We start from the raw sequence: 26,420 nt of genomic DNA, 5'->3' as shown, positions 1-26,420 counted from the left end.
CTTATGTTATACTACGAACGGTAAGTAAGTTTGTATGGAGGCTATAATGGGAAAAAATCCGAATGTGAAACAAGTTGCGAAGATCATCCCATTTGCGCAGAATGGCGATTATTTTTTTCAAAAAGGGATCCGCGCTTATCGGAAGCGGGACTTATATAAGGCAAGAAAATGGCTCCAACGTGCGGAGGCGATGAAACCGAGTGATGCATCTATTATGTGTCAGCTGGCAATTGTCTTGACCGAGCTTGGTGACTATCAGCGTTCTAATGAACTTTTAGAAGAAATTATAGAAGATTTAGAGCCGGATATGCATGATTGTCATTACTTTATGGCAAATAATTTTGCTTATTTGGGATTGTTTCAAGAGGCAAGAAAGCATGCCGAGGAGTATTTGACGATGGAGCCGGACGGAGAATTTGTCGAGGATACGGAGGATCTGATGGATCTTTTGGAAATTGAGACAGATGAACCGGAAGACTATGCAGAAGGCCAAGATCACCTTATCGTCATGCAGGAGAATGCAAGAGGCCTGCTTGAAAAGGGTGAACTGGATGAAGCGTTGGAGCTGCTCGAACAGATCATCGAGGAATATCCACAATTCTGGTCTGCCTATAATAATTTGGCATTAGCCTATTTCTATAAAGGAAATTTAACAGAGGCTCGTAATGTGTTGGAGGAAGTACTGGAAAAAAATCCAGGAAACTTGCATGCGCTTTGCAATCTGCTGGTATTTTTCCATTATGAGAACAATCTAAAAGAAATGAACGAGCTAGCTACGAGGCTGGAAAAGGTAACACCGATTCTGGTGGAGCACCGTTATAAGCTTGGCGCGACGTTCGGATTGATTGGTCGACATGAATTGTCCTACAAGTGGTTGCGTTCTTTGCAGAAAAACGGTTTTCAAGGAGACGGCACGTTTTATTTCTGGCTCGCGAATGCTGCTTATCAAACAGAGCGCTTTACAGTTGCGGAACAAGCGTGGTCCAAAGTGATTGAGCTGAACCCTGAAAAGGAAGGCACAGAACCATGGAACCATGTGGAGGATAAAACGGTTGAGGAAGAAGAAGCGGAACAGCTTTTTCATATTTTCCAATCAAGTATTTCCACTAAGACAACCGTGAAAACTGTCCTTGAACAATCCTTTGTCACCTCAACTGTACGAGAATTTGCCATGTTTGCCTTATTGAATCGTAAAGATGTGCCAGTAAATGTCGTGAATGGGTATGAAATTGCGTCATTATTAAATACAAAACAAGTTGATATGATTGTAAAAGAATGGTTTGATCTTTATGCTAGAGCATTAAAACAAGCCGTCACTTTTACAAACGCACCAGCTTGGGCAGCCGCATTCTCCTACGTCTGGAGTAAAGGGAACGGCTATGCTGTGACACAGAAAGAACTGGTGGAAACATATGAGGTTTCTGCTAGCACGTTAAGAAAATATATTAAAAAAGTAGAAGATCTACTTACTTAAAAACCGAGCTGGGATGATGCTCGGTTTTTTGCTGTCTCCCATGAGCAAAAAATTGGACGGACAACCGTCCTGTTATATAGGATAGTAACTGGGAATACTTTTAAAGGTATTCTGTAAACATATATAAAATTGGCTGAAGAAAATAGGGTTATCATAAAAGCAGCAAATGAGTTAAAGGAGTGGGCAACATGACAGAGGAAAAAATTTATGATGTGATCATTATAGGTGCCGGACCTGCGGGAATGACGGCTGCGGTTTACACATCTCGTGCGAATTTGAGCACATTGATGATCGAGCGCGGAATGCCTGGCGGGCAAATGGCGAACACGGAGGAAGTGGAGAATTATCCGGGGTTTGACCATATCTTAGGCCCTGAGCTTTCCACTAAAATGTTTGATCATGCGAAAAAATTCGGAGCGGAATACGCATATGGCGACGTAAAAGAAGTAATAGATGGCAAAGAATATAAAACAGTGAACGCAGGAAGCAAGTCTTACAAAGCGCGTACGGTCATCATTTCAAGTGGTGCCGAATACAAGAAAATCGGCGCACCTGGTGAGAAAGAGCTTGGAGGACGCGGGGTTTCTTATTGTGCGGTTTGTGACGGCGCGTTTTTCAAAAATAAAGAATTAGTGGTTGTCGGCGGAGGAGACTCTGCTGTGGAAGAGGGTGTGTACTTGACTCGTTTTGCATCAAAAGTGACGATTGTTCACCGCCGCGATGAGCTTCGTGCGCAAAAGATCCTTCAGCAACGTGCATTCGACAACGATAAAATTGACTTCATTTGGAGCCACACCATTAAAGAAATTAACGAAAAAGACGGCAAGGTTGGCAGCGTAACGCTTGTCAACACGAAAGATGGAGCAGAGCAAGAGTTTAAGACTGACGGAGTCTTCATCTACGTGGGAATGCTTCCACTGACGAAGCCGTTCTTGAACCTTGGTATCACAAATGACATGGGTTATATCGAAACAAATGAGCGTATGGAAACAAAAATTCCAGGTATTTTCGCAGCGGGTGACATCCGCGAGAAAACTCTACGCCAAATTGTTACGGCAACAGGCGACGGAAGTATCGCAGCACAAAGTGCCCAACATTTTGTAGAAGAATTGGTAGAGGAGTTAAAGGCAAACGCAGCGAAATAATGGATAAAATAGGTATGTCGAACTATAAAGAGGCATGTCGAAATATCCCTTTAACCAAAACGTAACTGCCCCTTAACGCTTCTGTAACAGCTTTGAAACAATAATCGGTTATTATATAAATAGTAATTGACCCCCTTTTATAAATATAGTGGATGACACGGGTTCCCTTTTTCCCGTGTCCTTTTTTTATGTCTTTTTTTAGGACGAAGAGTGGAGCTATGATATACTTAAAAAAGTAAAACGTTTACAACTTACAAAGAAACTGGAATCGATACCTGTAAGAAATCCTGACACAGAGTTTGCTAAATTGTAGAACTTTACTGTGTCTTAATGAATACTTTTACTGTAAAATAAAAAATGATACACTTGGCTAGTTTTAAATTTCATTTAAATTCACCTATAGATAATCAGCCAAGACAAAAGGGGTTGTAACTATGCAAAGAGTAACAAATTGTGTACTAGTAAAAGATGACCAAGTGCTACTATTGCAAAAGCCGCGTCGTGGATGGTGGGTTGCACCTGGTGGAAAAATGGAGCACGGGGAATCTGTAAAGGATACGGTTGTGCGCGAATATCGTGAAGAAACTGGAATTTATTTAAAAAATCCTGCCCTTAAGGGTGTTTTTACATTTGTTATAAAAGAAGGAAAGGATATTGTATCCGAATGGATGATGTTCACTTTCCTTGCAACGGAGTATGACGGACAGAATGTGAAGGAATCGGAAGAAGGGAAGATCGAGTGGCATAAGCAGGAAGATATTGCTAAACTTCCGATGGCACCTGGCGATTTCCATATTCTTGATTACCTCATTAAAGGAACTGGCATGATTTTCGGGACGTTCACTTATACGCCAAATTTTGAGTTGTTGTCCTACCGTCTTGATCCGAACTGATTAGACCATTAAGGGAGTGAAAGAAACATGAGTACAGGTACAAGCAGTGATGTAGAATTAGTCATTATCACTGGAATGAGTGGTGCTGGTAAAACAGTGGCCATCCAGAGTTTAGAGGATCTTGGATTTTTCTGTGTGGATAATCTGCCTCCGACTTTGCTTCCGAAGTTTTTAGAGCTGATGGAGGAGTCAGGCAATAAAATGAATAAAGTGGCGTTGGTAATGGACTTGCGCGGTCGTGAATTTTTTGACAGCCTGTTTGAAGCGCTTGACGATATTTCGGAATTGTCATGGGTGACACCGCAGATTTTATTCTTGGATGCTAAAGATTCTGTTCTTGTCACACGTTATAAAGAAACTAGAAGATCGCATCCGTTGGCAAAATCAGGTTTGCCACTTGAAGGAATCGAACATGAGCGCGAGTTGTTAGAAGAGTTAAAGGGCCGTGCCCAACTGATTTTGGACACTTCCAACTTAAAGCCACGTGAACTTAGAGAGAAAATCCTCAAACAATTTGCCACTCACTCCAAACAGACTTTTAAATTGAATGTCGTTTCCTTCGGTTTTAAATATGGACTTCCTATAGATGCAGATCTTGTGTTTGATGTACGCTTTTTACCAAATCCTCATTATATTGACCATATGAGACCGATGACTGGGCTTGATGAAGAGGTTTCCTCCTATGTGTTGAAGTGGACGGAAACACAGAAATTCGTGGAAAAACTTACTGATTTGTTGACGTTCATGCTTCCTTATTACAAGCGGGAAGGTAAGAGCCAGCTAGTCCTTGCCATTGGATGTACAGGAGGCCAGCATCGTTCTGTAACTTTGGCAGAGTATTTCGCCAAGCATTTCAAGGATGAGTATGATACACTCCTAACACACCGAGATATCGAGAAACGAAAGGGCAAACACTGATGAGACGCCCAAAAATACCTAAAATCGTCATAATAGGCGGAGGAACGGGGCTGCCTATTTTACTCCGGGGACTTAAGCATTATGATGTCGATATAACAGCGGTGGTGACAGTGGCCGATGATGGAGGAAGCTCTGGCAGATTGCGTGATGAATTGCAAATCCCTCCACCGGGAGATGTCCGAAATGTGCTTGCAGCTTTATCTGATGTGGAGCCACTGATTGAGGATCTATTCCAGCATCGTTTTGCAACAGGCAACGGACTTTCGGGGCACTCACTCGGAAACCTGCTTTTAGCGGCGATGACTACCATCACAGGTGACTTTGTACACGCAATACGTGAGATGAGCAAAGTGTTGAACGTTCGTGGAAAAGTGCTTCCTGCCGCAAACCAAAGTGTTATTTTACATGCGGAGATGGAGGACGGTGCCATTGTAACCGGAGAATCCAAGATCCCGGCGTATGGGCAAAAGATTAAACGGGTTTTCCTGACACCGGAGAAAGTAGAGCCTTTGCAGGAATCAGTGGAAGAGATAGAAAAGGCGGATCTAATCATCGTCGGACCTGGAAGTCTCTACACCAGCATCTTGCCAAATCTTCTTGTTCCAAAGATAGGAGAGGCTGTGTGTAACGCACATGCCAAAAAAGTATATATATGTAATGTCATGACACAGGCCGGTGAAACACTTGAATATACGGCAAGTGATCATGTCAAAGCGCTTTATGACCATCTGGGCTGCCGTTTCATGGATACCATTCTTGTGAATGAAGAAGGAATTCCTGATGAAATAGCCCTTCGCTATAAAAAAGAATATGCGACACCTGTTATCTATGATATTGCCGCCTTGTCCAATCTAGGCCTTGAAATCGTCCATGATAAAATCATTCGTTATGAAGATGGCGTTATCCGACATGACACACAAAAAGTAGCGGCATTATTGTACAGCATGATAAAAACGGACACAAACTAGATGCAAACGAATGCATGGCTGGTGGCAAGGGGATACTGTAATGTTTGAACACCTCGCAGGCACCAAAGTACATTCACATGGGAGGTGAACACAATGTCCTACGCTTCAGAAACGAAAAAAGAATTAACCACCATAGAAACAAAAGACTGCTGCGTCAAGGCAGAACTCGCGGCGCTGATTCGGATGAACGGGTCCCTGTCCTTTTCTAACCGCAAACTGATTTTGGACATACAAACGGAAAACGCTGCAATTGCCCGCAGAATCTACACGTTAACAAAAAGGATTTATGATGTGCGTGTCGAATTGCTTGTACGAAAGAAGATGAGACTGAAAAAGAATAACGTTTATATCGTTCGTTATGCCGAGCAGGCGCATTATATTTTGGATGAATTGAAGATTTTAAAGGATGGATTCACGTTTGTTCGTGACATATCAGAAGATCTGATCAACAAAAAATGCTGCAAGCGATCTTATTTACGAGGTGCTTTCTTGGCAGGCGGTTCGGTGAATAACCCGGAAACGTCGTCCTATCATCTAGAAATCTTCTCCCTCTACCATGAACACAACGAATCTTTATGTGAACTGATGAATATGTTTCACTTAAACAGTAAAACATTAGAGCGGAAAAAAGGCTATATCACTTACCTGAAAGAGGCCGAAAAAATCGCGGAATTCTTAAGCATCATCGGTGCCCATCAGGCATTGCTGAGGTTCGAGGACATCCGGATTGTTCGGGATATGCGCAACTCGGTTAATCGCCTCGTGAACTGTGAAACTGCCAACCTTAATAAAACGATTGGTGCTGCGATCCGACAGGTGGAAAACATCCGCTATATCGATAGCACGGTCGGGCTCGGTATCCTGCCTGACAAGCTTCGTGAAATCGCGGAACTGCGCGTCACCTATCAAGATGTTACATTAAAAGAACTTGGTGAAATGGTGTCGAGCGGGACCATCAGCAAATCCGGCATCAATCATCGACTACGAAAAATAGATGAAATTGCCGATAAACTACGTGCAGGGGAATCTGTTAAATAATTCTGGAGAAGGTCACCTCGTATTGAGCTGACTCCGACCAGCAACCATACATTAGATAGAGGAGGAATAATAATGGTACAAAAACAAGTGGATGTTCGTTTGAAAACGGGCTTGCAAGCGCGCCCGGCAGCACTTTTCGTACAGGAAGCTAACCGCTTCTCAAGTGAGGTTTTCTTAGAAAAGGACGGAAAAAAGGTAAATGCGAAAAGTATCATGGGCTTGATGAGCTTAGCTATCAGCACGGGAGCAACGATTACATTGATTGCTGACGGTCATGATGAAGAGGATGCGATTGCTGCTTTAACAGAATACGTTCAACAAGAGAACTAAAAAACCGGGTCTCCCCTTAATGGGAAGCCCGGTTTTGTTTTTAGTTTTGGTTATTGTTACGGATTACTTTGTCGATTAGTCCGTATTCAAGTGCGCGGTCAGCTGTCATGAAGTTGTCGCGGTCTGTGTCGCGGGAAATCACTTCGATAGGCTGGCCAGTTTGCTCAGATAGGATCGTGTTAAGTTTTTCGCGTAAGAACAAGATGCGTTTTGCCGCAATCTCGATTTCCGTTGCTTGACCTTGTGCTCCACCAAGTGGTTGGTGAATCATTACTTCACTGTTAGGTAGCGCAAAACGCTTGCCTTTCGCTCCAGCTGTAAGTAAGAATGCTCCCATGGAAGCAGCCATACCAACGCACATTGTGCTAACATTCGGCTTAATGAAGTTCATTGTATCGTAGATAGCCATACCAGCTGTGATGGAACCACCAGGGCTGTTGATGTAAAGGGAGATATCTTTATCAGGATCTTCCGCTGCCAAGAATAGAAGTTGAGACACGATGGAGTTGGCCACATTGTCATCAATCGCACTCCCAAGCATGATAATACGGTCTTTTAATAGACGGGAGTAAATATCGTACGCGCGCTCCCCACGGCTTGTTTGTTCAATAACTGTAGGAATTAAGTTCATCTCACTTTTCCTCCTTAAAATTTAAGTTTTCTATCGACATAGGTTCCTATGTAAAAATGGGAAAATCTTAAGTGGACCTATACCAATTAGTAAGTATTACTAAATCAATATGTACTTTTATCATACATACAAGGTCAAGAATGGTCAAATAAAAACCATCGCAAAAACCCCCATTTTTCCCCATGTAATAATCATATCCAGTATGAGGTGGGATTAAACTTCAAAGGGGGCTGCCTAACTCCGTTAAAGCATTAATTTAAATTGCCTAACTCTCGACAATTAGTGTATAATTTGGTATATTAATAAAGTTCCATTTGCAGCGTGCGCTCGTAGCTCAGGGGATAGAGCGGTGGTTTCCGGTACCGCGTCATGCGGGGGTTCGAATCCCTCCGAGCGCGCCATTACTATTTGGAAAAACTTACGTTTGATACATAATCGAAAAGCGTGCTATAGTATTACTTGTAACGGACAAGCGCCGTTATCTCATATTATCTACTAACCCAGTGTCGGCACACTGGGTTTTTATATTGCTTATAAGGCTTCTCTCTTCTTTAAGAGGGAGGCCTTTTTTACTTAGAAAAAACTTTTTTGAAAAAAGTGATCCAATATTAAATCCTCTCCGTTAGGTAGGTAAGAAAGACAAAAACGGGGCATTACCCCAACAAAGGAGAGGAAGAGGAATGATGAAGAAATTGATGGCTTTAGTGATGACATTTACTTTACTGGTACCGACATTTGCTTCTGCGAATGAGGTAAAGACCCCAGCAACAGATTTGAGGGCGACGTTGGATCATCTTCTATCCGAGCATTTTGTTTTAGCGGTAGCATCCATGCAGAAAGCGTATGATGGAGATGAGGATACAGAAGCTGTATTAGCAGCACTTGATGAAAATGCAGCTGACATGCAAGTAGCAGTGGAATCCGTGTATGGTGCGGAAGGTGCTCAACAATTCAATGATATTTTTGCAAGTCATAATGATTATACGGACGGTTTAGTTAATGCGGCAAAAAACAACGATGAAGAAGCACGTAAAGCAGCTGAAGAGGAAATCGAAGAATTTGTGGTAGCATTCTCTACATTCCTAGATGCAGCTACAGAAGGTAACCTTCCACAAGCTGCAGCGGAAGAAGCAATTCGTGCACATGAAGCGGATGTATTAAAAGTATTTGATAACTATGTAGCTGGTGAGTACGAAGCAGCTTACATGGCGTATAGAGAAGGTTATGCACGCATGTTCGATATCGGGAAGGCTTTATCCGGTGCGATTGTTACACAGTTGCCTGATAAGTTCGAAGGTTCCACAGTTGATACACCTGCAGCAGATTTACGCGCTACTTTAAATAAATTGGCAGCTGAACATACAACTTATGCAACAATTGGCATGCAAAAAGGTTTTGATCAAAAAGAAGATGTAGATTTCATTAACTGGGCAGAAGATGCACATACAGCTGACTTTAAAGCAGCGATCGCGTCCATCTATGGAGACGAGGGTGCAGCACAATTTGAAAAAGTATGGCAAGCAAACCACATTGATGCACAAAGCATGATTGTAACAGCTGCATTAGAAGAAGATCAAGCTGGAAGAACGGAAGCGGAAGGATATTTACAGACTTTTGCTAAAGACTTTGGTGGATTCCTTGGTGCGGCAACAGAAGAAAACTTACCTTCTGAAGCGGCAACAGAAGTGGTATGGGCACATGAAGAGTTGGTTTTAACATCTTTCGATCAGTACGTAGCTGGTGATTATGAAGCAGCATATGACACTTTCCGTGAGAGTTATGCATTCATGTTCGGTATTGGCGAAACACTTGGTGGAGCAATTGTTACACAACATCCCGATAAGTTCGGTGGAGAAACAATGCCAAGCGAAATGCCAAATACTGGTATGGGTGGAGGAAGCACAAACAACACTTCCATCACTCTGATTGCAACAATTCTTGGGGCAATGTTCGCTATCACTGCATTCGTGATGGTTCGTCGTAAAAAAGCTTCTGAACAAGCATAATAGACTGGAAAAACAATAGTTTAAAAACCTTAGGCAGGTAAAAGAAGAGGGTGTTTCTCTCTTCTTTTTTCCGTAAATAGGAGTGTGTGGTGATGTATAAAAAAACGATAGCTACTGCGGGAGTTACCGGGATTTTGTTTTTTGGAATAGGCTGTCAGGCGGGATTGATTGGGTCGACCCATCAAAATGAAGTGATGGTAGATTCTGAAGTTGCATCTGTCGAAGAGGTCGGGGCCATCGACCTGGGTGATGAATTTGTTCAATTAAGAAATGAGCAAGAGCAAAAGAAAGTGGAGGAGCAGGAGATAGGAATCATTCCTACCAACCTGAAAATTCCCTCCATCGAGGTGGATGCCTCCGTCCAGAAAGTCGGATTGTTGGATAATGGTCAAATGGGCGTCCCTGATAACGAAGAGGATGTTGCCTGGTTTGAACCTGGGACAATGCCTGGGAAAAAAGGGAACTCGGTTATCGCTGCCCATGTTGATTCACGAGAAGGACCGGCCGTGTTTTGGGATCTGAAGAAGCTGGAAACTGGTGATGAGATTATCGTTACTGATGAAGAAGGAAGTGAATTGACTTTTGTGGTCAATAGAGTAGAAAGATACAAGCGGGATGAAGCTCCGATTGAAGAGATTTTTGGGGATTCGGTCTCTAAGAGCTTGAATCTGATTACTTGTACAGGAACGTTCGACCGTGCAAATGGTGGTCATGAGGAGCGTCTTGTTGTTTATTCGGAGTTAAAAGATTCCCGAGTAGTCGTGGAAGTGGAGCAACCTACAGCACCAACCAATGTAGTTGTACATGAGGGACATGTAACATTCCATGCAGTCCGAGAAGAAGGAATTGTCGGATACCGTGTATATCGTGCTGGGGAAAACGGGGAGTTTGAACATGTCACGAGCATTTCCTCCCACCAACGGAAGAGTTATACAGATCCTGACGCACCGAACTATTCCTATTACGTAACGTCCATCAATGCGCAAGGTGGGGAATCGCAACCGTCGGAGGTGGCGGTGCTGGATAGTAAAGATAATGATGATAATGTAAATTAAGGTTTTGACTAGTCTATACATGGAGTTTTCAACATTAGGGAAGCTGGAAAGAAACCCTTCAAGGTTTACCTTTCCTGCTTTCTTTTGTTGTTTTCACCTATTACAAGAATGACCATAACAAAGCCATAATAAAATAGAATGGCAGTAACATAAATAACTTCGACATAAGTGCGGAAATTCCTTTTGGGGTCTGACCCCAAAAGGAAGATTTTTAAAGCTTACAAGTTCCCCAAAGTCATGTAGAATAAGGGTAGATACCGGAAACCGGAAGCCGTATGGAGAGTGGCTGGAGGAGGAATGGGATGTATGAAGCAGTCAGTTGGTTTGTATCAGGAGCAGTCGCTGAGGCTTGCGATGACGCAGGAGCTGAAGCAGGCAATCACGTTGTTACAGTATTCGACACTGGAGTTAGTGGATTTCTTAAAGGAGCAGTCGCTTGAGAACCCGCTTATGGACTTGAAGGAACCTAATACCCACAGGGAACTTGCTTCTTCACGTGTGCAACGATTGAAACCGAAGAAAATCGGAACGACCACCACACAAACCTTTTCCATTGAAAATTTCAGTAAACACGGAGAAACACTCCACCAATTCGTAGAACATCAATTGGTGGACACCCTAATGACAAGCGAAGAAAAACAACTTGCAAAGCGCATCATTGAACATATGGATGAGAATGGCTATATACAGGAACCAAATGCAATTGCTAAGCAACTTAGAACAACTCCTGACATAGTAGAAACACTATTAAACAGCATCAAACAGTTGGAGCCTGCAGGGATAGGCGCCGCCAATTTGCAGGAATGCCTTTTGCTTCAGCTTAGAAGGAAATCAGCAAGAGATGAAGTGGCAGAAGCTATTCTGGAAAATGATTTTACGCTTTTTGCAGAAAAAGCATGGAAGACACTAGCAAAGAAATATGGCATTAGTTTAAAAGAGATTCAACTAATCCATGATGAAATCGTCAAACTGAATCCGCGGCCAGGCAATCGGTATGAAACGACGGAAAAACCGAAATATATCATCCCGGACTTAATCGTCCAAAGACACCAAAACCATTTTGTAGTGTCATTAAATGAAGAAATCATTCCACAAATTAAGATAAATAAGCAATATGAGTCAGCGTTGAAAAGTAAAAATGAATTAGAAAATTATTTGCAAGAAAAGCTCCAACAATGTCAGTGGATCGTTAAAAGCATGGAACATCGCAAACATACGCTTGTCAAAGTGATGGAAGAGATCCTCCATGCACAGCAGTCTTTCTTTTTTAATGGACCATCATTTTTGAAACCGCTGACATTAAAGGATATTGCGACCCGCCTTGAAATCCATGAGTCCACTGTTAGTCGTGCGACCAAAGAAAAATATGTTCAGACGCCTTATGGATTATTTGAACTGAAATATTTCTTCAGCCAGGGCCTCTCTGGAGGACACGATGAAGAGAAATCAACCAAGCAGGTGCAAAAGTTAGTAGAGGAGCTCATCAAAAAAGAAGACAAACAGAAGCCATTGTCTGATCAGCAGCTGACAAACCTCCTGCAAAAGCAGTATCATATAACTATCTCACGTAGAACGGTGGCTAAATACAGGGATATCCTGAACATCCCCGGATCTTCCATGAGAAAAAGGTATGATTAGAAAGGCAGATGCAAAATGAACGTTCAATTTTACACAAAAGTGGATTGCCCTCTCTGTGACAAAGCAAAAATAAGACTAAAAGAACTGCAATCCGAGCTTGATTTTACAATACAAGAATTTGATATTTATAAAGACGACGCACTTCTAGAAGAATATCAATTGATGATTCCGGTCGTGGAGCATGATGGAGAGATGCTTGCTTATGGGCAAGTGAACAAAGAAGAAGTAAGAAAGCGTTTACTTGAAAAAATCCGCTAAACCCTAGTTGCATAAGGGTTTCACCTTTGTTACAATCAACTTGTAGCAAGGGTGATTTTTTTTACCGCTACTGGGACATAATATGTCACAGTGGGACATTTAAGGTCCAACAGACAGGCGATTGTCCATCAGGTAAAATACACACTCTGAAGGGGAAGCTATAATGAAACAGATTATTGAAGTACAAAAGAAATTGTTGCCTGATCTTCTTTCCATTATGCAGAAGCGATACGAGATCCTTAGATACATAAGGTTGATGCAGCCGATTGGAAGAAGAAGTTTGTCAGGCAGTCTAGGTTTGAGTGAGCGGGTGCTGAGAGGGGAAGTTGATTTCCTTAAAGCGCAGAACCTGATTCACGTCAGTGTTGCCGGCATGACATTGACCAAAGAAGGGGAATACCTCATTAAAGATCTAGAAGAGGTTATGAAAGAAGTTTCCGGTTTAAAGCAATTAGAAGCGGGAATAGAAGAAAAGTTAGGGATTACAAAAGTTGTCGTGGTTCCGGGTGACAGTGACCAATCCCCTTGGGTGAAAAAGGAGCTCGGTCGTGCATGTGTATCCTCCATGCGAGAACGATTCCATGATGACAATGTCATTGCCGTAGCAGGTGGAACGACAGTTTCTTCCGTAGCGGAAATGATGACACCCGACACCAAAAACCGTAATCTGCTGTTTGTCCCTGCTCGGGGCGGGCTTGGGGAGAAGGTGCAAAACCAGTCGAACACCATTTGTGCCACCATGGCAGAAAAGGCATCTGGCGACTACAGGCTCTTGCATATCCCAGATTCGCTGAGTCATGAATCCTACCAGTCGATGATTGAGGAACCTTCTATAAAAGAAGTAATTTCACTCATCAAAAATTCTAGTATGGTTATTCATGGAATTGGAGACGCTAAAACAATGGCAGAGCGCCGTAAAACAGCGCCGGAAAATATGCGTAAGATCGAACAAACCTATGCGGTAGCTGAAGCTTTCGGGTACTATTTCAATGAAGCCGGAGAAGTGGTGCATAAAGTTCAGACAGTTGGAATGCAACTCGCAGATTTGGAAAAGATAGAATGTGTGATTGCAGTAGCCGGCGGTGCCTCAAAGGCAAAAGCGATTCAAGCGTATTTAAAAAAAGCTCCACACACCATCCTCATAACGGATGAAGGAGCAGCAAAAGAGTTAATTAGGGACTAAACATCCCTTCTAATAAAAATTTCTTAGAAAAACTAAGGAGGAAATTAACATGGCAGTAAAGATTGGTATTAACGGATTTGGACGTATTGGACGTAACGTATTCCGCGCAGCATTAAACAACTCTGAGGTAGAAGTAGTAGCAGTTAACGATTTAACAGATGCTAACATGCTTGCTCACCTATTAAAATATGACAGCATCCACGGCAAACTAGCTGCTGATGTGAAAGTAGACGGCGACAACCTAGTTGTTGACGGCAAAACAATCAAAGTTACAGCAGAGCGCGACCCAGCGAAATTATCTTGGGGTGAGCTTGGAGTAGAAGTAGTAGTAGAATCTACTGGTTTCTTCACAAAGCGTGCAGACGCTGCGAAACACTTAGAAGCTGGAGCGAAGAAAGTAATCATCTCCGCACCTGCATCTGATGAAGATATCACCATCGTAATGGGTGTTAACGAAGACAAGTACGATGCAGCTAACCACAACGTTATCTCTAACGCATCATGTACGACTAACTGCTTGGCGCCATTTGCAAAAGTATTGAACGACAAGTTCGGTATCAAACGCGGAATGATGACAACTGTTCACTCTTACACAAATGACCAACAAATCTTAGACTTGCCACACAAAGACTACCGTCGTGCGCGTGCAGCAGCTGAGAACATTATCCCAACAACTACTGGAGCTGCAAAAGCAGTATCTCTAGTATTACCTGAACTTAAAGGTAAATTGAATGGTGGAGCTATGCGTGTTCCAACTCCAAACGTTTCTCTAGTTGACCTTGTAGCTGAGCTTGACAAAGATGTAACGGCTGAAGAAGTAAACGCAGCGTTCAAAGCAGCAGCTGAAGGCGAATTAAAAGGAATTCTTGGATACTCTGAAGAGCCACTAGTATCTGGTGACTACAATGGTAACCCTGAGTCTTCTACAATCGACGCATTATCTACAATGGTAATGGAAGGCAGCATGGTTAAAGTAATCTCTTGGTATGACAACGAGAGCGGATACTCTCACCGTGTAGTAGACCTAGCGAAATACATCGCTTCTAAAGGACTATAATTTTCATAGCAAATAGATATTGCTTGGATAAACCTTATCAGCATTCTATAATAAGACATGTGAAGTAGAGGGGGATTGGGGAACACACCCCTCCCTCTTTTCATGTTTCCAAAAAAACAATTCCTTATAAAGGGAGGCCGTTCAAGATGAACAAGAAAAGTATTCGTGACATCGACGTCAAAGGAAAACGCGTATTTTGCCGTGTGGACTTTAACGTACCGATGAAGGACGGACAAGTAACTGACGAAACGCGTATCCGTGCAGCATTGCCAACCATCAAGCACCTAGTGGATAACGGTGCGAAAGTCTTGCTTGCAAGCCACTTAGGACGTCCAAAAGGGCAAGTAGTCGAAGAGCTTCGCTTAAATGCAGTTGCAGCTCGTCTACAAGAGCTTCTTGGAAAAGATGTGAAAAAAGCGGATGAAGCTTACGGAGATTCCGTAAAAGCTATCGTAAACGACATGAGCGAGGGAGACGTTCTTTTACTTGAAAACGTTCGTTTCTACCCTGGTGAAGAGAAAAACGATCCAGAACTTGCAAAAGCGTTTGCTGAGCTTGCAGATGTGTATGTAAATGACGCATTCGGCGCAGCACACCGTGCACATGCTTCCACAGAAGGTATCGCCCAGCACTTACCGGCAGTAGCAGGCCTCTTAATGGAAAAAGAACTAGAAGTACTTGGAAAAGCCCTTTCCAACCCTGAGCGCCCATTCACGGCAATCATCGGTGGAGCAAAGGTTAAAGATAAAATCGGCGTGATTGAAAATCTTCTAAACAAAGTGGACAACCTAATCATCGGTGGTGGACTTGCATACACGTTCATCAAGGCAAAAGGTTATGATGTAGGGAAATCTTTACTTGAAGAAGACAAAATCGACCTTGCTAAATCCTTCATGGAGCAAGCAAAAGAAAAAGGCGTGAACATGTACATGCCTGTGGATGTGGTCGTAGCAGATGATTTCTCCAATGACGCAAACATAAAAATCGTACCTATTGAAGAAATTCCAAGCGACTGGGAAGGCCTTGATTGCGGACCTAAATCCCGTGAAATCTACGCGGATGTAATCAAAAACTCCAAACTTGTCATCTGGAACGGACCAATGGGAGTATTTGAACTTGATGCATTTGCTGGCGGAACAAAAGCAGTAGGTGAAGCCCTAGCAGAAGCTACCGATACATACTCTGTCATCGGTGGAGGAGACTCTGCGGCTGCTGTTGAAAAATTCAACCTCGCAGACAAAATGAGCCATATCTCAACTGGTGGAGGCGCATCCCTAGAATTCATGGAAGGCAAAGAACTTCCAGGAGTAGTAGCGCTGAACGATAAGTAATTAAAGTATTACTCTTTAAGTATTATAAGGTTTCTAGCTGGTGATTGGAGCAAAAGGCGAAGACTCCAGCGGGGGAGTAGCGACATTGTTGAGGCCCCGCAACGAAGTGAGGAGGCTCAAGGTCGCCCCGCGGAAAGCGAAGCCATTTGCGGAAATCAACAGCGGTGTATAACAGAAACTTTAATTACCCCAACCCCGAAAGGATGGATACCATGCGTAAACCAATTATTGCTGGTAACTGGAAAATGCACAAAACACTCTCCGAAGCAACTAGCTTCGTAGAAGAAGTAAAAGGACTAGTCCCTGCTGCAGACAAAATCGACGCAGTAGTATGTGCACCAGCTCTTTTCCTAGAGCGACTTATTTCAAACGTAGAAGGCCGCGACCTTAAAATCGGTGCCCAAAACATGCACTTCGAAGACAGCGGAGCATTCACAGGCGAAGTCAGCCCTGTTGCACTAAAAGACATCGGTGTATCCTATGTAGTGTTAGGCCACTCTGAACGTCGTGAAATGTTTGCTGAAACGGACGAAACAGTAAACAAGAAAACTCTAGCAGCATTCAAACACGGATTAACGCCAATCGTTTGCTGCGGTGAAACGCTTGAAGAGCGCGAGTCCGGAAAAACAAACGACATCGTTGGCAACCAAGTGAAGAAAGCTCTAACAGGCTTAACTTCTGACCAAGTTAAAACAACGGTTGTTGCTTATGAGCCAATCTGGGCTATCGGAACTGGTAAATCTTCTACAGCGGAAGATGCAAACGAAGTATGTGCGCACATCCGCAGCGTTATCGCTTCTGAATTCGATCAAGCGACAGCTGATGCAGTACGCATCCAGTATGGCGGATCTGTAAAACCGACAAACATCGCAGAATACATGGCTCAATCCGATATCGATGGAGCACTTGTAGGCGGAGCAAGCCTTGAGCATCAATCTTTCTTACAGCTTTTGGAGGCAGGTAAGAATGACTAAAAAACCAGTAGCACTAATCATCTTAGACGGTTTTGCGATGCGCGGCGAAACAACCGGTAACGCGGTGGCGCAAGCAAACAAACCTAATTTTGATAAATTTTGGAGCACATACCCGCATGCGCAATTGACTGCAAGCGGGGAAGCGGTGGGCCTTCCGGAAGGGCAAATGGGTAACTCTGAAGTTGGCCATTTAAACATCGGAGCTGGCCGCGTTGTGTACCAAAGCTTAACTCGTGTAAATGTGGCAATCCGCGAAGGGGACTTTTATGAAAATGAAACGTTCCTGAATGCCATTAAGCATGCAAAAGAAAAAGGAACCAACCTTCACCTGTTCGGCTTACTTTCAGATGGAGGCGTTCATAGTCACATACAACATCTATTTGCACTTTTAAAGCTTGCAAAAAGAGAAGGCTTGGACCGAGTTTATATTCATGGATTCTTAGACGGCCGCGATGTTGCACCTAAGTCCGCACCAGAGTTCCTTGAGCAGCTGAACGAGCAGCTTCTAGACCTTGGAGTAGGGGAAATTGCAACCATTTCTGGCCGCTATTACTCCATGGACCGTGACAAGCGTTGGGATCGTGTAGAAAAATCTTACCGTGCCATGGTGTACGGAGAGGGACCTACTTATAACGACGCGATGGAATGTATCAATGACTCTTATAACAACGGAATCTTTGATGAATTCGTCATTCCATCAGTCATGACAACCGAAGACGGAAGTCCAGTGGCAACCATTCAGGACGAAGATGCAGTTATTTTCTATAACTTCCGTCCGGACCGTGCCATCCAGATTTCCAACACATTCACCAACTCTGACTTCCGCGCATTTGATCGTGGGGCAAAGCATCCGAACAACCTTCAGTTCGTATGTTTGACTCACTTCAGTGAAACGGTCGATGGATATGTAGCCTTTAAACCAGTAGGGATGGACAATACTTTGGGCGAAGTATTATCACAAAACGGCTTGAACCAGCTTCGTATCGCAGAAACGGAAAAATACCCGCACGTTACGTTCTTCATGAGCGGCGGACGGGAGGATGCTTACCCTGGGGAAGAACGAATCTTGATTGACTCTCCAAAAGTGGCAACTTATGATTTACAACCGGAAATGAGTGCTTACGAGTTAACAGAGGCACTTTTAGCCGAAATAGCAGCAGATAAACATGATGCAATCATCTTGAACTTCGCTAACCCTGATATGGTCGGGCATTCCGGAATGCTTGAACCAACAATCAAGGCAGTGGAAGTGACAGACGAGTGCCTAGGGAAGGTAGTCAACGCCATCTTAGAAAAAGACGGCGTGGCCATCATTACAGCAGACCACGGAAACGCTGACGAAGTCGTTACGACAGAAGGCAATCCAATGACTGCTCACACAACCAACCCTGTACCAGTCATCGTTACAAAGAACGGTGTAGAACTCCGCGACGGCGGAATCCTTGGTGACCTAGCCCCAACTGTGCTAGACTTACTAGGGGTGGACAAACCATCTGAAATGACAGGTAGTTCATTAATCAAAAAGTAATAGCTGATTTCTAGCTATAGATCGAAGTGCAAGGTGTGAGACTCCAGCGGGGGAGTAACGGTAGCTTGAGACCCCACAGGCGCAGCCGAGGAGGCTCAAGCACCGTCCTCTGGATAAGCGAACACCTGGAACGGAGATCTATAGCGGTGTTAAAGCAATGACAATAAAAATATCTCATTCCAAAAGGAGAGTTACAAACATGCCAATTATCTCTGACGTTTACGCACGCGAAGTCCTAGACTCCCGTGGTAACCCAACAATCGAAGTAGAAGTATACACAGAATCCGGAGCTTTCGGACGCGCACTAGTACCAAGTGGAGCATCTACAGGTGAGTACGAAGCAGTAGAACTACGCGACGGCGACAAGTCCCGCTACCTTGGAAAAGGTGTTCAACAAGCAGTAGAAAACGTAAACGAAATCATCGCTCCTGAACTAGTAGGTCTTTTCGACGTACTTGAGCAAGTAGCAATCGACGAAGCGTTAATCGACCTTGACGGTACAGAAAACAAAGGAAAATTAGGTGCAAACGCAATCCTTGGTGTTTCCATGGCAGTAGCGCGTGCAGCAGCTGACTTCCTTCAAATTCCTTTATACCAACACCTTGGTGGGTTCAACTCCAAAACTCTTCCAGTACCAATGATGAACATCATCAACGGTGGAGAGCATGCGGATAACAACGTTGACATCCAAGAATTCATGGTAATGCCTGTTGGAGCTGAAAACTTCAAAGAAGCTCTACGTATGGGCGCAGAAATCTTCCACGCTCTTAAATCAGTATTAAGCGCAAAAGGCTTAAACACTGCTGTAGGTGACGAAGGTGGATTCGCTCCAAACCTAGGTTCTAACGAAGAAGCTCTTCAAACAATCATTGAAGCGATCGAAAAAGCTGGTTACAAACCAGGCGAGCAAGTAATGCTAGCCATGGACGCTGCAGCTTCTGAGTTCTACAACAAAGAAGACGGTAAATACCACCTTAAAGGAGAAGGCGTTGTTTACACTTCTGCTGAAATGGTAGACTTCTACGAGAAGATGGCGGACAAGTACCCAATCATCTCTATCGAAGACGGTCTAGACGAAAACGACTGGGAAGGTTTCAAACTATTAACGGAGCGCATCGGAAACAAAGTTCAATTAGTAGGAGACGATCTTTTCGTAACAAACACAAAGAAATTGGCTGAAGGTATCGAGCGCAAAATCGGTAACTCCATCCTAATCAAAGTGAACCAAATCGGTACACTTACAGAAACTTTCGAAGCAATCGAAATGGCAAAACGCGCAGGCTACACTGCAGTAATCTCTCACCGTTCTGGTGAAACAGAAGACAGCACAATCGCTGACATCGCAGTAGCAACAAACGCTGGCCAAATCAAAACAGGTGCACCATCCCGTACAGACCGCGTAGCTAAATACAACCAACTTCTTCGCATCGAAGATCAACTTGGTGACACAGCACGCTACGACGGACTACGTTCTTTCTATAACTTGAAGAAGTAATTTCTTCTTGAGAGGACCCGACTTCGGTTGGGTTCTTTTTTAATTTCTTAGCTTCTAATTGGAGAAGACGCGAAAATAGTTCAATAATCCTTAGGTTGTATTACAAAATATGGATTATGGTTAATTTGGACAGCTTTATTGAATAATTGAGACTGTTTATCGTATAATTCAGACCATTTATTGTATACTTTAGCCCGTTTATTGACTAATTCATTCGAAGAGGTTAAATTACGTTTCGGTCCTCGAGAAATCAGCTTTATTTAGAGGACACCCTACCTCTCATTTCCTCTTGTCCGCCTTGTCATAATGTGGTACATTTAATATAATCAGATATGTACGTTCCGCAGGAGGTGTAGTTTACATGACGTTATTTCTTACTATTTTACTTATTATCGTAGCAATCTCTTTGATCACAGTAGTACTACTTCAATCAGGTAAAAGTGCAGGTCTTTCAGGAGCAATCTCCGGTGGAGCAGAAACACTTTTCGGAAAACAAAAAGCACGCGGCCTAGACCTAGTTCTACACCGTGCGACAGTTGTTCTTTCTGTATTATTCTTTATCCTGACGCTGTCAATTGCATACTTCGCATAATAATAAAACCACTTTCCGAATCTGGAAAGTGGTTTTTTAGATCATATTAACTATATAACGAACAAAAATAATGGTGAGAAAGAACGAAATTGTAAGAAAAATGGAGTATTCATAGGAAAAAGGATATAAATAAGCCTAATTTGGGCAAATATGGCCATTTCTCTGAATTGTATTGTTCTTAATAAAGAACTATACTAAAGATGTTCTTAAAAAAGAACAAAATCATACATAAAACGGAGGAATTATCAATGGGATTAATTTCAGGTAAAGTAGCAGCTTTAGCACTAACTGGGACGCTTGCAGTAGGAACTGTAGGATTTACATTTACGGGTGGAGAAACTGTAGACAAAGTGAAGGCACAACTTGAGGAATTAAAGAATAAGGTTGTTCAATATGAGGTCGCTGAAAGTTCACTATTAAGCAAGATTGGATTAATAAAAGATAATGCAACTGCAAGTCTTACAGATGCAAACAATAAAATTGTAAGTGCAAAAACGGAGATAAATAACTTAAAGGCTAGCAAGAGCTTTTTAGAAAAACAAATTCAAAATTTGAAGGCAGAAATTACTGGATTAGAAGCTGATCTTAACATTGCTAAAGAAACTATTGCAGAGAAAGAAAAAAATATGGCGACATTGGAAAGTGAGTTATCAAGAGTGTCTGGTGAATTGGATGAATTACAAGTACAATACGATACTCTTTTAGCAGAACACGAAGCTTTAGTTGCTGAGAACGAAACAAACAGATCAGAAGCTGAACGAGCAAACGCTGAGATTGAAGAAGCAAATGCTAAAGTAGCAGAACTAGAAGGCAAGTTTCAAACAGTTAAAGATGCAACAGAGGGTCATGCACCTTTAACTACTGAAGAGCTAGAAACCATCGGAACAGATGTTTCACCAGACGTTCATGATGCAAAATTAGTAGTCCAAAACCTTCAATTAACTTATATTCAAGACGGACAATCGGATGCATTTAAAGCGGCTCACCCTGACCTTGATATTCAAGAAGGAGACAGAGTGTGGCGAGTAACAAATAACAACGCATTCGCAGTATATGTTGAATATGTTAAGGGTTCTGAAACAGGAGAGTTAGTTGCTAACCCAAGCCAAACATTTTATTTAACTGAAAGTGGCGGAACAATGATTATTAAATGGCAAGATGAAAATGGTGTCTGGAAACAGACGGTTAAGGCTGGAGCGTAGTTGAGTAATATTGTCTTATATACACCCTATGGAGAAATTTCATAGGGTGTTTTATTATTTTTCCATTGAAATAGAGTGGCATGTCAATAGTTACTGTAGTAAAAACACTTAAATCCTACAGGAATAAAAAAAGATGATCTTTTACATTACTAAGATCATCTTGTACTATATTAATACCACTCTCATCTACCGACCAGGGATTCCCCAACTTTAACTTCTTCAAAAAACCTCCGAATTTCCTCGTCCGATATTCCAAGGTCCTTGGCTTCCAAAATCAATTCCACCCATTCCATATCCAAATCTAATATTTCAACCACTTGTGCCTTCCTCCTTGCTATCTTTTCGATTGAATGATTGCCATTTTTGGAATTGAAGATAATTGCGATAATTAACAAAGTCCTCTTTTGTCATGCCTTCCCTGATAGCTTTTTGTATCAGTTTTTTCCATTCGTCATCCACAACAAGCCTGCTATGTTCCAACTTCTTATCCGTTGAACGACCATCCAGTAAGTATTCTATGTTTGTCCCCAAACTTATAGATATCTTTTGAAGAAATTGTAGGGAGGGATTTGTCTGCAAATCACGCTCCAAATAACTTAAATACGACTTTGAAACCCCTGCTTTCTCAGCCAACTCACTGAGTGAATAGCCTTTGCTCTTCCTTAGCTTTCTAATTCGTTCTCCGATCATCAGTAATCTCCTTATTTTTATGTATAACGTTCATTATATAGTACTAATCGTTCTTTGGAAAAAACGTAAAATTCATTAAATAGAAGGATACGTGAGTAAACTGACGAAAAAAGTTCTTTATTAAGAAAATATAAACTATTTTGACGTTTTCTATTAAGAACATTTTGTTATATACTTTATAACAAAATTCATAATATAAGGAGAACTCCCAATTATGTATATGAAGTATTGCTGCAGATGCAATAATAAATCGTATAGTAGCTTCGAACAAGATCAGTCGAGTTGCCCGAATTGTGCAGGAGATTTATTAGATAAAAAAAGGTATGTGGCAGTAACAAACATTGATAAACATATAAAAATGATGGGAAAGAAACAATTGAAAATAAGACTTGTAAAAAGCACTTTTGATTCAATGATATAAAATTCCATAAAATTGAACTTGTTCGTTGACACGTTCTATATAATGAACTATAATCCAATGTATATCCAACAAAAATTTTTACACCTGTTGTTCTTAATATAGCACTGTCGTACAAAACAAGAAAGTAGGGGTAGACATGGATTCACATAGTAGTAATAAGGAAATTGAAATTGGAAAGATTATTAAACTTCTTTTAAAGAAATCTTGGATAATAGTATTGTTTGTCATATTCACAACTGGAGCCTCTGCCATTTATAATAATTTTACAAAACCGACACCACTTTACCAGACTTCAGCAAGCTTGCTCATTCAGGATAGTGCAAATATCATAAACACCTTGCAAGTATTCGTAAAGGAACCTCCTGTCATGGAGGCGGTTATCGAGGAACTGGAACTGGAAAGGTCGATGGAGAGCTTGGCAAGTCAGATAAATGTCGAGACTGTCCAGGACTCACAAATAGTGAAGATTTACGCAGTCGACCCTGACCCTTACCGATCTGCCGAAATAGCAAATACCACTGCAAAAGTCTTTAAAGAACAGGTGGTAAGTACCTTGAATTTCAACTCCATCGAAATCTTGTATCCTGCGGTGGTAAAGGAGAATCAGCCACCCATAAATCCGGAATCCAACAGGCTGATAAAGATTGGGATGGTTTTGGGTGTTATCATCGGAATCGGGTTCGTATTCCTCTTAGATAGCCTGGATAACAAAATCAGATCGGAAAGGGACATCGAGAACTTGCTTGAAGTACCTGTCCTAGGAACTGTTTCCAAATATAAAAAGAAAACACTGGGTGCCAACAAAGAGAAAAAGGCAGAAGCATATATGAGAGGTGACATAGGTGAATCTAAAATTAGCTGATAAAAGTATCTTTCGTAGGAACAAGCAGACACCTCAATCATTAATTGAAGAAATTGAGAGAATCAGGTTGAACGTCGAATTCTCTTCTTTTGAAAATAAAAGTAAAGTGATCATATTTACATCGCCTGGCTATAAGGAAGGAAAAACAACGATTGTTACCCATCTGGGGGCAGCATTAGCTGAGAACGGTCAGAACGTCCTTCTCATTGATACAGACATAAAAAAACCGACCTTGCATAAAGTATTTAAAATAAAGAACACCGTCGGCCTGACCAATGTTTTGACAGGCCAGAAAACGGCGGAAGAATCCATCAATCAAACAAGCATTGGTAGAATGAAAGTGTTGACTGCAGGCCCAATACCTTATAGTACTGAAAAAGTCTTCAAATCTACTACTCTTGATGAATTGCTTAAAACGCTTTCTACAAGCTTCGATTATATCCTGGTCGATTCCGCTCCGGCACTTCAAGGAAATGATACACGCATATTCGCAAGTAAATGTGATGGAGTTATCATGGTAGTGAAAGACGGGAAGACGGAGAATGCCAAAGCTATAGAGGCAAAGAAAGCACTGGAAATTGCAAAGGCCAATCTGCTAGGTGTGGTATTGAATGCTAAACCAAAAGGTCTGTTAAGTAGATTTTTTTAATCCTATCGTTCTTTATTAAGAATTATGTATTCTTTATACCGGCGATGTCTCCTTGCCGTTATCAATGGAGGCACTCGATCATGCTGTGGGTGAAAACCTTAGACACAAGTTGTCGGTAGTGTGGTGTGAGGGTGGGTTGAATGCCCATATTTTTATTGGATTATTTAGGAATGAAGTGAGCATCATCACTCCATTCTTAAGCAATTCAAAATGAATGAGAGGAGGACGAATGTTGGCAGGCTTGTTTCGATTGTTTACGTTATTGGCAGCAGACATCACTTTAATGGTGGCCGCATTGTATTTGAGTAATTATTTAGCAAAAGGCAGTTTTAATGAGGAAAACGGGCAGATATTGACTTCCATCATCATGAGCCTGGTCCTAATCCATACCATAGTATCGCATAGATACAAACTGTATCGGAAAGCATGGGAGTATGCGAGTGTAGGGGAATTATACATAATTATAAAAATAGTAAGTATCAGCATACTCCTAGCAGCACCTATCCAGTACTTCCTGGGCAACGGGCTGCAACTACGAATGCTACTAACAACCTGGTTCATCTACCTGGTTTGCATTGGTGGATCAAGGTTCGGTTGGAGATTGTGGAGGGATAACGTACTGCTCAGAAAAGGATCCGTCAAACGTACACTGATTATAGGAGCAGGGGCAGCGGGGAGAATGGTGGCAAGGCAACTTCTAAACAATCCCAAGTCAGATTTATATCCCATAGCTTTCATTGATGATGATCATAAAAAAAATAAATTGGACATCCTTGGTGTTCCGGTTGTAGGCGGAAGAGAGAGTATCGTCAGAGCTGTTAAAGAATTAGCAATCGAACATATTGTAATAGCTATTCCATCTTTACATCAAAAAGAATTGAATGAAATCTTTCTGGAATGCGGGAAAACACTTGTGAAAACACAGACCCTTCCGATGTTGGAGGATTTAATGACTGGAAAAGTTTCCGTCAATCATTTCCGAGACGTACAGGTGGAGGACTTACTTGGAAGGCCACCGGTAGAGTTGGACATGGACAGCATTTCAGAAACCATCACAGACAGAGTGGTCCTAGTAACCGGAGCTGGAGGTTCCATCGGTTCTGAAATTTGTCGCCAAGTATCTTCCTTTCACCCATCCAAATTGGTATTACTCGGACATGGTGAAAATAGCATCTACTCCATAGAAATGGAATTGAAAGAAACGTTCAAGGAAACCAGCATTAATTTTGTGACCGAAATTGCGGATATCCAGGATGGAAAGAAGATGGGGACGATCATGGAAAAGCATCAACCATATATCGTCTATCATGCTGCTGCCCATAAACACGTACCACTTATGGAACGAAATCCAGAAGAGGCAGTGAAAAACAACATCATCGGTACAAAAAATGTAGCACTTGCGGCCAATTGGAATAACGTTCATACCTTTGTCATGATCTCTTCCGACAAAGCCGTAAATCCAACCAGTGTAATGGGATCTACCAAAAGATTAGCGGAAATGATCATTCAAGATTTGGATAAAAAGAGTACCACAAAATTCATTGCGGTCCGCTTTGGAAATGTCTTAGGTAGTAGGGGAAGCGTAATCCCGCGATTCAAGCAGCAAATTATGGTTGGTGGACCGGTCACGGTAACCCATCCTGACATGATCCGATATTTTATGACCATCCCGGAGGCTTCAAGACTTGTAATCCAAGCAGGAAGTCTTGCACGCGGCGGGGAAATTTTCGTGCTAGATATGGGCGAGCCAGTTAAAATCCTGGATCTTGCCAAAAATCTAATAAAATTATCCGGTTATTCGGTAGAAGACATTGGCATTGAATATTCAGGAGTTCGACCTGGTGAAAAGTTGTTTGAAGAACTGCTCAATGATAACGAAATACAAGAAAAACAAATCTATCCGAAAATACACATCGGAAAGACATCACAATTGTATATGAATGAGATAAATGAATTACTGGAGAATCTTGAAGCTTATGAAAACGATGCCCTGAGAGAAACATTATTGCAACTAGCCAACAGAAAAGTGATAGAAGAGCACATAGAAAAACCAAAAGTGATGCTCACGGTTACAGGATAAGA

The 26,420-nt window shown here is 42.1% G+C and carries 25 protein-coding genes and 1 tRNA gene; 23 read left to right on the top strand and 3 right to left on the bottom strand.

Annotated features, from left to right (window positions below; all coding sequences use genetic code 11):
* The first annotated feature begins 46 nt into the window (after window positions 1-46).
* The 7 genes from LG307_RS19235 to LG307_RS19205 all read left to right on the top strand — a co-directional run bounded on the left by LG307_RS19235 (window position 47) and on the right by LG307_RS19205 (window position 6,766).
* Window positions 47-1,474: a tetratricopeptide repeat protein gene (locus LG307_RS19235; RefSeq protein WP_404445361.1), complete on the top strand. Its 1,428-nt coding sequence runs from the start codon at window positions 47-49 to the stop codon at window positions 1,472-1,474.
* Between the two features lie 188 nt (window positions 1,475-1,662).
* Complete coding sequence (gene trxB, locus LG307_RS19230) at window positions 1,663-2,619, top strand: thioredoxin-disulfide reductase (protein ID WP_404445358.1); 957 nt, start codon at window positions 1,663-1,665, stop codon at window positions 2,617-2,619.
* Window positions 2,620-3,053: 434 nt separating this feature from the next.
* The gene (locus tag LG307_RS19225; RefSeq protein ID WP_404445355.1) at window positions 3,054-3,512 is read left to right on the top strand and encodes an 8-oxo-dGTP diphosphatase; all 459 of its coding nucleotides are present in this window, start codon (window positions 3,054-3,056) and stop codon (window positions 3,510-3,512) included.
* Window positions 3,513-3,539: 27 nt separating this feature from the next.
* Window positions 3,540-4,430 (top strand): RNase adapter RapZ, encoded by an 891-nt coding sequence (rapZ, locus tag LG307_RS19220; protein WP_404445352.1) that lies wholly within the window; start codon window positions 3,540-3,542, stop codon window positions 4,428-4,430.
* On the top strand, window positions 4,430-5,398 hold the full coding sequence (gene yvcK, locus LG307_RS19215) for a uridine diphosphate-N-acetylglucosamine-binding protein YvcK (RefSeq protein WP_404445349.1): 969 nt from the start codon (window positions 4,430-4,432) through the stop codon (window positions 5,396-5,398). Before rapZ ends, yvcK begins: the two co-directional genes overlap by 1 nt.
* A gap of 93 nt (window positions 5,399-5,491) precedes the next feature.
* Window positions 5,492-6,436, top strand: a complete 945-nt coding sequence (gene whiA, locus LG307_RS19210; protein WP_404445347.1) for a DNA-binding protein WhiA — start codon at window positions 5,492-5,494, stop codon at window positions 6,434-6,436.
* A 72-nt stretch (window positions 6,437-6,508) separates the two neighbouring features.
* A complete protein-coding gene (locus LG307_RS19205) occupies window positions 6,509-6,766 on the top strand; it encodes an HPr family phosphocarrier protein (RefSeq protein WP_404445344.1) in 258 nt (85 codons plus the stop codon).
* 40 nt (window positions 6,767-6,806) lie between these two features.
* Here the strand turns inward: LG307_RS19205 and clpP are convergent, their stop codons facing one another.
* Window positions 6,807-7,397, bottom strand: a complete 591-nt coding sequence (gene clpP, locus LG307_RS19200) for an ATP-dependent Clp endopeptidase proteolytic subunit ClpP (protein ID WP_404445342.1) — start codon at window positions 7,395-7,397, stop codon at window positions 6,807-6,809.
* Between the two features lie 323 nt (window positions 7,398-7,720).
* Between clpP and LG307_RS19195 the strand changes: the two genes are divergently transcribed.
* The 13 genes from LG307_RS19195 to LG307_RS19135 all read left to right on the top strand — a co-directional run bounded on the left by LG307_RS19195 (window position 7,721) and on the right by LG307_RS19135 (window position 21,716).
* A tRNA-Arg gene (locus LG307_RS19195) sits at window positions 7,721-7,798 on the top strand.
* Window positions 7,799-8,077: 279 nt separating this feature from the next.
* The gene (locus LG307_RS19190; protein ID WP_404445340.1) at window positions 8,078-9,403 is read left to right on the top strand and encodes a copper amine oxidase; all 1,326 of its coding nucleotides are present in this window, start codon (window positions 8,078-8,080) and stop codon (window positions 9,401-9,403) included.
* A 92-nt stretch (window positions 9,404-9,495) separates the two neighbouring features.
* A complete protein-coding gene (locus tag LG307_RS19185; protein ID WP_404445337.1) occupies window positions 9,496-10,458 on the top strand; it encodes a sortase domain-bontaining protein in 963 nt (320 codons plus the stop codon).
* 306 nt (window positions 10,459-10,764) lie between these two features.
* On the top strand, window positions 10,765-12,096 hold the full coding sequence (gene rpoN / locus LG307_RS19180; RefSeq protein WP_404445335.1) for an RNA polymerase factor sigma-54: 1,332 nt from the start codon (window positions 10,765-10,767) through the stop codon (window positions 12,094-12,096).
* 15 nt (window positions 12,097-12,111) lie between these two features.
* Window positions 12,112-12,354: a glutaredoxin family protein gene (locus LG307_RS19175; protein WP_404445333.1), complete on the top strand. Its 243-nt coding sequence runs from the start codon at window positions 12,112-12,114 to the stop codon at window positions 12,352-12,354.
* A 163-nt stretch (window positions 12,355-12,517) separates the two neighbouring features.
* A complete protein-coding gene (locus tag LG307_RS19170; RefSeq protein ID WP_404445331.1) occupies window positions 12,518-13,537 on the top strand; it encodes a sugar-binding transcriptional regulator in 1,020 nt (339 codons plus the stop codon).
* A gap of 49 nt (window positions 13,538-13,586) precedes the next feature.
* A complete protein-coding gene (gap, locus tag LG307_RS19165; RefSeq protein ID WP_404445328.1) occupies window positions 13,587-14,594 on the top strand; it encodes a type I glyceraldehyde-3-phosphate dehydrogenase in 1,008 nt (335 codons plus the stop codon).
* Between the two features lie 146 nt (window positions 14,595-14,740).
* On the top strand, window positions 14,741-15,925 hold the full coding sequence (locus tag LG307_RS19160) for a phosphoglycerate kinase (protein ID WP_148965512.1): 1,185 nt from the start codon (window positions 14,741-14,743) through the stop codon (window positions 15,923-15,925).
* A 212-nt stretch (window positions 15,926-16,137) separates the two neighbouring features.
* On the top strand, window positions 16,138-16,899 hold the full coding sequence (gene tpiA / locus LG307_RS19155) for a triose-phosphate isomerase (protein ID WP_404445325.1): 762 nt from the start codon (window positions 16,138-16,140) through the stop codon (window positions 16,897-16,899).
* Window positions 16,892-18,427 carry a 2,3-bisphosphoglycerate-independent phosphoglycerate mutase gene (gene gpmI, locus LG307_RS19150; protein ID WP_404445322.1) on the top strand — a complete coding sequence of 512 codons (1,536 nt, stop codon included), beginning with the start codon at window positions 16,892-16,894 and terminating at the stop codon, window positions 18,425-18,427. The genes tpiA and gpmI overlap by 8 nt, the downstream gene beginning before the upstream one ends.
* 199 nt (window positions 18,428-18,626) lie before the next feature.
* Window positions 18,627-19,922, top strand: a complete 1,296-nt coding sequence (gene eno / locus LG307_RS19145) for a phosphopyruvate hydratase (protein ID WP_010196826.1) — start codon at window positions 18,627-18,629, stop codon at window positions 19,920-19,922.
* Window positions 19,923-20,283: 361 nt separating this feature from the next.
* Window positions 20,284-20,514, top strand: a complete 231-nt coding sequence (gene secG, locus LG307_RS19140; protein WP_060665413.1) for a preprotein translocase subunit SecG — start codon at window positions 20,284-20,286, stop codon at window positions 20,512-20,514.
* Between the two features lie 248 nt (window positions 20,515-20,762).
* Window positions 20,763-21,716 (top strand): hypothetical protein, encoded by a 954-nt coding sequence (locus LG307_RS19135; RefSeq protein WP_404445320.1) that lies wholly within the window; start codon window positions 20,763-20,765, stop codon window positions 21,714-21,716.
* A gap of 182 nt (window positions 21,717-21,898) precedes the next feature.
* On the opposite strand, the gene LG307_RS19130 is transcribed toward LG307_RS19135, so the two are convergent.
* Window positions 21,899-22,033 (bottom strand): anti-repressor SinI family protein, encoded by a 135-nt coding sequence (locus tag LG307_RS19130; RefSeq protein WP_404445318.1) that lies wholly within the window; start codon window positions 22,031-22,033, stop codon window positions 21,899-21,901.
* Window positions 22,026-22,406, bottom strand: coding sequence for a helix-turn-helix domain-containing protein (locus LG307_RS19125; protein ID WP_404445315.1), 381 nt, complete (start codon window positions 22,404-22,406; stop codon window positions 22,026-22,028). Before LG307_RS19125 ends, LG307_RS19130 begins: the two co-directional genes overlap by 8 nt.
* Window positions 22,407-22,963: 557 nt before the next feature.
* On the opposite strand from LG307_RS19125, the gene LG307_RS19120 reads away from it, so the two are divergent.
* From LG307_RS19120 to LG307_RS19110, 3 genes are all read left to right on the top strand, one after another.
* Window positions 22,964-23,689 carry a YveK family protein gene (locus tag LG307_RS19120; RefSeq protein ID WP_404445312.1) on the top strand — a complete coding sequence of 242 codons (726 nt, stop codon included), beginning with the start codon at window positions 22,964-22,966 and terminating at the stop codon, window positions 23,687-23,689.
* A complete protein-coding gene (locus tag LG307_RS19115; protein WP_404445310.1) occupies window positions 23,670-24,338 on the top strand; it encodes a CpsD/CapB family tyrosine-protein kinase in 669 nt (222 codons plus the stop codon). The genes LG307_RS19120 and LG307_RS19115 overlap by 20 nt, the downstream gene beginning before the upstream one ends.
* A gap of 229 nt (window positions 24,339-24,567) precedes the next feature.
* The gene (locus LG307_RS19110; RefSeq protein WP_404445307.1) at window positions 24,568-26,418 is read left to right on the top strand and encodes a polysaccharide biosynthesis protein; all 1,851 of its coding nucleotides are present in this window, start codon (window positions 24,568-24,570) and stop codon (window positions 26,416-26,418) included.
* The last annotated feature ends 2 nt before the right edge of the window (window positions 26,419-26,420 follow it).

It is taken from the genome of Sutcliffiella horikoshii (genome assembly GCF_044809035.1).
In the GTDB taxonomy this organism is placed as follows: Bacteria; Bacillota; Bacilli; order Bacillales; family Bacillaceae_I; genus Sutcliffiella_A; species Sutcliffiella_A horikoshii_G.
The sequence above is the reverse complement of the archived record's forward strand: the minus strand, read 5'-3'. Positions and strand labels throughout refer to the sequence as shown.